General features: G+C 48.8%; 4 protein-coding genes and 1 pseudogene. All 5 read right to left on the bottom strand.

Annotated features, from left to right (window positions below):
- Nucleotides 1–77: 77 nt before the first annotated feature.
- Nucleotides 78–725 (bottom strand): annotated as a pseudogene (gene yidZ / locus ABZJ92_RS20485) (HTH-type transcriptional regulator YidZ); the annotation flags it as partial.
- Nucleotides 700–1,875 carry a multidrug efflux MFS transporter MdtL gene (mdtL, locus tag ABZJ92_RS20480; protein ID WP_000085985.1) on the bottom strand — a complete coding sequence of 392 codons (1,176 nt, stop codon included), beginning with the start codon at nt 1,873–1,875 and terminating at the stop codon, nt 700–702. The pseudogene yidZ and the gene mdtL, both read right to left, overlap by 26 nt.
- A 131-nt stretch (nt 1,876–2,006) precedes the next feature.
- A complete protein-coding gene (gene tnaB / locus ABZJ92_RS20475; protein WP_000131907.1) occupies nt 2,007–3,254 on the bottom strand; it encodes a low affinity tryptophan permease TnaB in 1,248 nt (415 codons plus the stop codon).
- A 90-nt stretch (nt 3,255–3,344) separates the two neighbouring features.
- Complete coding sequence (tnaA, locus tag ABZJ92_RS20470; RefSeq protein WP_001295247.1) at nt 3,345–4,760, bottom strand: tryptophanase; 1,416 nt, start codon at nt 4,758–4,760, stop codon at nt 3,345–3,347.
- 220 nt (nt 4,761–4,980) lie between these two features.
- Nucleotides 4,981–5,055, bottom strand: coding sequence for a tryptophanase leader peptide (gene tnaC, locus ABZJ92_RS20465; RefSeq protein WP_011069570.1), 75 nt, complete (start codon nt 5,053–5,055; stop codon nt 4,981–4,983).
- Between the last annotated feature and the right edge of the window lie 125 nt (nt 5,056–5,180).

Raw genomic sequence — 5,180 nt, 5'->3', positions numbered from 1 at the left:
TTCAGGGAAAAATATCATCAGATGGCTGCTTAAAAAAAGAACAAATGGTAGTGTCCGCTATTGCCAGTACACCTCACCCAGGTGTCGCTCTGTTCCCAGCAAATGCTGATATGCGGATAACGTAAAAAGGTGTCCAGATTCCACGTTTCATGCAGTGCCGGATGATCTTTGCGTAACCAGACGCAGGGTACATCACTAAACAGCACTTCATAATCAATGGCTAACGGTAGCGAGCTTAACAGCTCCCGCGAGCGAGGATGGCTTTCGCGACCGGAAAAACCAATATCCACTTCACCACGAGTAATGGCATCTAAGGAATCGTAATCCCAGTTACGTAGTTTGATGGTCGCCTGCGGGTAACGTTGGTAGATCCGTTTCGACAGCGCATTAAGCATGATCATCATCAGCGGCGATTCCGCCGCCAACTCAAACTTCAGGCCGCGCGGTGTCTGGTGGTGCGGTTTATCCAGCAGCAGATTGCTCATTTGCATCCATTCCGCCAGATTTTGCTCCATGCTGACCATTAGCTGTGTGGGCGACAGCCCCAGCGGTGAGTTCACAAAGAGCGGGTCGTCAAACCACGCTCTTAACTTTGCCAGCGACTTACTCACCGCTGAAGGGGTCACGTTCATCCGCTTCGCCGCTTTGGTCACGCTGCGCTCCTGCATCAGCAGTTGCAGACAGAGCAGCAGATTGAGATCAAGCGTGGTGATGGATTTCTTCATGAGCGGCAACGGGGCGTCCAGGCGCGACGAACATAATCAGCAACAGGCTCACTATGCTACAGGCAATCAGAATCCCGATCAGCATATTCCATGCGCCGATACCAACCACCGCGGCCAGCCAAATCCACAGTGACGAACCGCAAACCTGCGCAATACCTAAGGTCGAGCTGGCTACGCCCGCGCGTAATGAAAATGGTCCTAACGCCTGACTCATCGCTACGCCAAAACCTACCGAGAAACCGGCGCAAATCAGCGTGATACCAAACAGAGAAACCGCATGGGAAGGTGAAACGGCAAGGGTGATCCCCGCCGCAAGGAATAACACCTGCGAGGTGATCATCAACGTACGTGGCTTAAAAATTCCCAGCGCAAATGGCGTCGAGAATGAAAAGGTCATGCTGACGCCAGCGGTCAGCGCCATAATGGTGGCGTATTCTCCGCGCTCAAACCCCATGATTTCCATCAGCAATACCGGCGATGTATTGACGAAAGTGAGGATCACCGAAACGCTGAGGGTGGTGATAACAACACGGCTGAGGAAAAAACGATTAAGCAGCGACTCGCTATTTTCTCGTGGTTTGTCCGAAGCAGCGGGGGACGCTGGGCGCGTTTCTTTTAAAATAAACAAAGACAACATCAGTACCGCGATGCCCATCATTGCCATCGCCCAGAACAGACTCTGCCACGGGAATTTAAGCATAATCAGATGTCCGAGCACTGGCGCTAACACCGGAATGATGCAGGTAATACCGTTGAGTAATGACAGCACTTTAGCCCGACGTCGATCATCCAGCGTGTCGCGCAAAATGGCGAACGCCACCACGTAACAACAGCCTGCGCCCAACCCCTGTAGAAATCGGCCTGCAAGAAATAACGTGCTGGTTTCAGCCAGTGAACAGAACACCGAGGCAATAATAAATAGCGCCGCGCCGGGTATGGCGACCGGCTTTCTCCCTGAACGATCGGCCACTTTACCGGCAAATAGCATCGCAGCTGCCATCCCCGCCAGATATACGGAGAACGCAATATGCAACTGCGCTTCGCTGGCATTGAGATCGGCGGCGATGCGCGGTAAACCAACGAGGTACATATCAATCCCGGCGGGATAAAGTAAAACCAGGGCAAAACTACAAATCAAAAAGCGGGACATGGGCTAAAGCGTCCTGATAGTAAGGTGACGCAAAGCATACGTGGTGAAGGAGGATAAGGCGAGTTGCCATTTGGACATAAGTGATTTCCTGAGAGGCAAGAAGCCAGCGAATGGCTGGCTTCTTGAAGGATTTAGCCAAATTTAGGTAACACGTTAAAGACGTTGCCGAACCAGCACAAAATCACGGTTATACCAAAGAGAATGACAATCGCCGGAATAAGATTGCCGCCCCAGACCGTGAACATCTGATTGGGAAACTTCTTGCGAGCTTTGATTGCAAGCACTGCGGGAATAATGACCGCCCAGATGGTGGCGCACAGCCCGGCACCGCCGATCCCGTAAATAAAGCCGTTCGGGAAGATCAGATACAACAACGCAGGTGGCAGGAAGGTTAACAGCACGGTTTTGAAACGCCCGCCGTGGGAGTTATCAATCTTAAACAGGTCCGCCAGATAATCGAACAACCCCAGCGTGACACCAAAGAACGAACTGGCAACAGCTAAGTTAGAGAACACCAGCAGGCAAAACTCGATAATGCCGTGCTGTTTGGTGCCGAGGAACGATTTCACCAGCGAATCAATGTTGCCGCCTGAGGAGATTATCGCCTTAAAGCTTTCGCGCGGAATATTCCCCATCGTGCAATAGAGCCAGAAGAGATAAATCACCAGCGCCAGCAGCGAACCAAATACCACGCTTTTGATTAACTTATCTTTGCGTTTGCCATAGCAAATAATCAGGCTGGGAATATTGCCGTGGAAACCAAATGACGCCAGACACACCGGCAAAGCCATAAAGATATACGGGAAGTAAGACGTTCCCGCAGTGGTGCTGGTGGCATCGCGCAGGATGGAGTAATCGACCTGGAAGAAGAAAGAACCAAACACGATCACAAAGGAGATAATCTTCAGCCCGAGGAACAATGAGGTAATGCGACTGGCGGCTAACGAACTTATCCACAATACGCTGGCAACGAAAATGGCTGTGCAGATCCCGACAATACGTGGATTAGCGTGATAGCCCAAATTCATTGATATCGTTTCACTAATGATCGCACCATTAGCAGAGATATAGGCATAAGTGAGGATATAGAGAACGAAGGCAACGGTAATACCGCTGATAATGTTCCAGGTGTTACCTATTAAATCTTTGGTGATGGTGTTAAAACTGGAGCCGACAGGATAATTTAAATTTGCTTCTAATAACAATAACCCGGAATGAAGCATTGAAAACCAGGCAATGATAAGGATAAAGGCACCCCAGAAAAACCAGGCACCGGCAAGATCAACAGGTAAAGCAAACATACCTCCACCAATTACTGTACCTGCTATAACCATAACACCCCAAAATGCAGAGTGCTTTTTTTCAGCTTGATCAGTCATGATGCCACCTTTAGAGGAAGGCTATTTTTGTTATTGAGGATGTAGGGTAAGAGAGTGGCTAACATCCTTATAGCCACTCTGTAGTATTAATTAAACTTCTTTCAGTTTTGCGGTGAAGTGACGCAATACTTTTGGTTCGTAGGTAAAGGTTAATCCTTTAATATTCGCCGCGTTCTCTTTTACATGTTTAAAGGCTTCAATAATGAAGTCCATATGTGTTTGAGTATATGTTGCGCGCGGAATGGTTAAACGCAGCAGTTCAGCCGGGCATGGCAGTTGTTTACCGGTTTTCGGATCGCGGCCTAACAGGAAAGAGCCAATTTCTACCGCACGGATACCGGCGACTTTATACAGCTCGCACGCCAGCGCCTGTGCCGGGAACTGGTCTGCCGGGATATGCGGCAGCAGTTTACCGGCATCAACGAATGCCGCGTGACCGCCCGCCTGCTGGCAGACAACGCCAATCTCTTCCAGACCATCGACCAGATACTGTACCTGCGCGATACGATAAGCCAGCCAGTCGAGATTCATGCCGTCATACAGACCTACCGCCAGACGCTCCATCGCGCCGCCTTCCAAGCCGCCATATGTCGGGAAGCCTTCCTGCACCACGCAAAGGGTTCTGCACTCGGTGTACACATCAAAGAAGCTGTCGTCTTTCATGCACAGCAAGCCGCCCATCGGCACCATCGCATCTTTCTTGGCGGACATCGCCAGCATATCGGCATATTTGTAGGTTTCGCGGGTGATCTGCTCGATGGTCCAGTCTTTGTATTCTGCTTCACGCTGCTTGATGAAATAGGCGTTTTCAGCAAAGCGTGCGGAGTCCATTACCACCGGAATATCGTATTTCTTCGCGATGCTGTACATCGCTTTTAAGTTTGCCAGTGAAACCGGCTGACCACCTGCAGAGTTACTGGTGATGGTTGCAACGATATACGGCACGTTATTCGGGCCAACTTCTTCAATACCGCGTTCTAATCCTTCGAGGTCAAAGTTGCCTTTAAAGTCGTAACGCACGCCCGTATCGAAGGCTTCTTTGATATAGACGTTACGCACGGTACAGCCGTTAATCTGGCTATGGCCCTGCGTGGTATCAAAGAAATAGTTAGAGAATGCCACCATTTTGCTGCGATCCAGGCCTTTTTCCTGCTCGCGTTTTTTAATCAGTACCGGAATATAGATTTGCTCTGCGCCACGGCCCTGGTGAGTCGGAATAGTATATTGATAACCAAAGATATTTTTCACTGACTCGGCTAACGCATAGTAGCTGCGGCTGCCGCTGTAGGCTTCGTCGCCGCGCATCATCGCTGCCTGCATACTTTGGGTTACCGCCCCGGTGCCGCTGTCGGTCAGTAAATCGATAAACACATCTTCGCTATCCAGCAGGAACGGGTTCATACCGGATTTAATAATTGCTTCTTCACGATAAGCGCGAGTAGTACGTTTTACTGGCTCAATAACACGAATGCGGAACGGTTCAGGGAGATGTTTAAAGTTTTCCATTACATAATCCTTCATTTATTTTAATTACAGTGATCCCTGTGAATATTACATCTGCAATATCCATTAATTCACCATGTATATATACAAGCACCATCATTTACTAAAATAAGTAAATAAACGAGAGATGGCCTTTGCAAAAGGCAAAATTAAGATATAGCAAACTAATCGATCACATTGAATCTAATCGGTTTGGCTCTGGTGATGGCTACAGAAGGGTAAATTAAGGGCGGTGATCGACAATCTTATTGTCGATATTGAACCATTTTGAGGTCACACATACATGTAAGATATTCATAATGCACTTATCCTCGAAAGACACGCCGCTACATTATTACACTCAGAATTTGGTAATGCTGCCAACTTACTGATTTAGTGTATGATGGTGATTTTAAGGTGCTTGCGTGGCTTCCATTTCCATCA

Origin of the sequence: Shigella sp. FJ200513 (assembly GCF_040495915.1) — a bacterium.
Taxonomy (GTDB): domain Bacteria; phylum Pseudomonadota; class Gammaproteobacteria; order Enterobacterales; family Enterobacteriaceae; genus ECMA0423.
This window is presented reverse-complemented; position numbering and strand designations above follow the sequence as displayed.

Bases quoted from the DNA above. Each gene is read 5' to 3' on its own strand.
- mdtL (WP_000085985.1), bottom strand. From the start codon at position 1,875: ATGTCCCGCTTTTTGATTTGTAGTTTTGCCCTGGTTTTACTTTATCCC.
- tnaA (WP_001295247.1), bottom strand. From the start codon at position 4,760: ATGGAAAACTTTAAACATCTCCCTGAACCGTTCCGCATTCGTGTTATT.
- tnaB (WP_000131907.1), bottom strand. From the start codon at position 3,254: ATGACTGATCAAGCTGAAAAAAAGCACTCTGCATTTTGGGGTGTTATG.